Here is a 1,587-nt window from a genome sequence, read left to right on the forward strand (position 1 = left end):
AGCGACAGCACCACCGAGGGCGTCAGCGCGCCCGGACGGTGGATGTTGCCCACCGCCAACCGCAGCGAAACCGAGCGCACGCGCGGACTTTTCTTCGCCGCCCATTGCACCAGCACCGCCACCAGCCGCAGCACCAGGAAGGCAAAGACCGTGGCGCCGACGAAGATCGAGGCGATGCGGTGGTCATTGGCCGAGAGGATCGCCAGCGCCGCCAGCGCGACGACGATCGCCGGCGCCGCACCCGTATAGGGCAGGCGCGGCAGGCCGCGGCTCTCGAACCCCATCTCGCGGAATAGCGCCGTCGCCGGCACGTCGCGGGCGCGGCCGAGCGGCAGGAGCGCGAAGGCCAGTGTCACCAGCAGGCCGAACAGCGCCGCCATGGCCAGCGCGCCTGGATAGAAGCCGCCTTGCGCCGGCACCGGGATAACCGATTGCAACAGCGCGCTCGCCACGAACGGCATTGCGGCGCCGAGGATCAGCCCGAGCACGATGCCGAGGCCGGCGATCAACAGGATCTGCACGAGATAGACGGTGAAGACGAAGCCGCCCGAGGCGCCCAGGCTCTTGAAGGTGGCGATGACGCCGCGCTTGCCGTCGAGATAGGCGCGCACGGCATTCGCCACGCCGACGCCGCCAACCACCAGCGCTGTCAGCCCGACCAGGGTCAGGAATTGCGAAAACCGCTCGATATTGGACGACAGCGCCGGCGCCGCGTTGCTGCGCGTGCGGATCGACCAGCCGGCCTGCGGGAAATCCTTCGCGGCTTGAGCCTGGATATCCTTGATCCGCGCCTCGGAAGTCCCCTCCGGCAGCCTCACCTTATAGGCGTTCTCGACCAGGCTGCCCGGCTGCACCAGACCGGATGCGGCGAGGCCCCCGCGCGACATCATCAGCCGCGGCGCGAAGCCGAAACCGTCCGACACCGCGTCCGGCTCGCTGACCAGCCTCGCCCGCAGCTCAAAAACGGCGCTGCCGAGCTTCAGCCGGTCGCCGACGTGAAGATTGAGCCGCTCGAACAAAAGGTCTGGCGCGGCGGCGCCAAACACGCCGGACCTTTCGCCGAACAATTGCTCCTTAGGCAGCGCCGGATCAGTCACCAGCGCGCCGTAGAGCGGATAGGCGTCGTCGACGGCCTTGGCCTCGACCAGCGCCTGGTCGGAGCCATCTTCCAGCCGCGCCATCGAGCGCATGCCGGAGGTCTGCGAAACCGCGCCGAGGCTGCGGATGAAGCCGAGCTCGGCATTCGAAGCGCTGCGCTGGTTGACCTGAAAGCGCAGATCGCCGCCAAGCAGCGTCTGGCCCTGGTTGGCGACGCCGGCACTGATCGCCTGCGCCACCGAATTGACGCCGCCGATCGCCGCGACGCCGAGCGCGATGCAGGCAAGGAATATCATGAAGCCGGACAGGCCGCCGCGCATCTCGCGCAGCGAGAAGCGGATGGCGAGCTTCAATGTCCGGAGCCAGGCCCCCTCATCCGGCCGCTTCGCGGCCACCTTCTCCCCGGTGGGGAGAAGAGGGAGGTGCCGGCCCCGGCGATCTCTTCTCCCCTCGGGGAGAAGGGGGCCCGAAGGCCCGGATGAGGGGGTC

1 protein-coding gene is annotated in these 1,587 nt (G+C 69.0%); it reads right to left on the reverse strand.

Annotation, left to right across the window (positions count from 1 at the left end; genetic code table 11):
• A partial coding sequence (locus EOA27_RS35785; protein ID WP_127258651.1) for an FtsX-like permease family protein occupies positions 1–1,418 on the reverse strand: 1,418 nt, incomplete at its 3' end.
• Between the last annotated feature and the right edge of the window lie 169 nt (positions 1,419–1,587).

Origin of the sequence: Mesorhizobium sp. M2A.F.Ca.ET.037.01.1.1 (assembly GCF_003998075.1) — a bacterium.
Classification (GTDB): domain Bacteria; phylum Pseudomonadota; class Alphaproteobacteria; order Rhizobiales; family Rhizobiaceae; genus Mesorhizobium.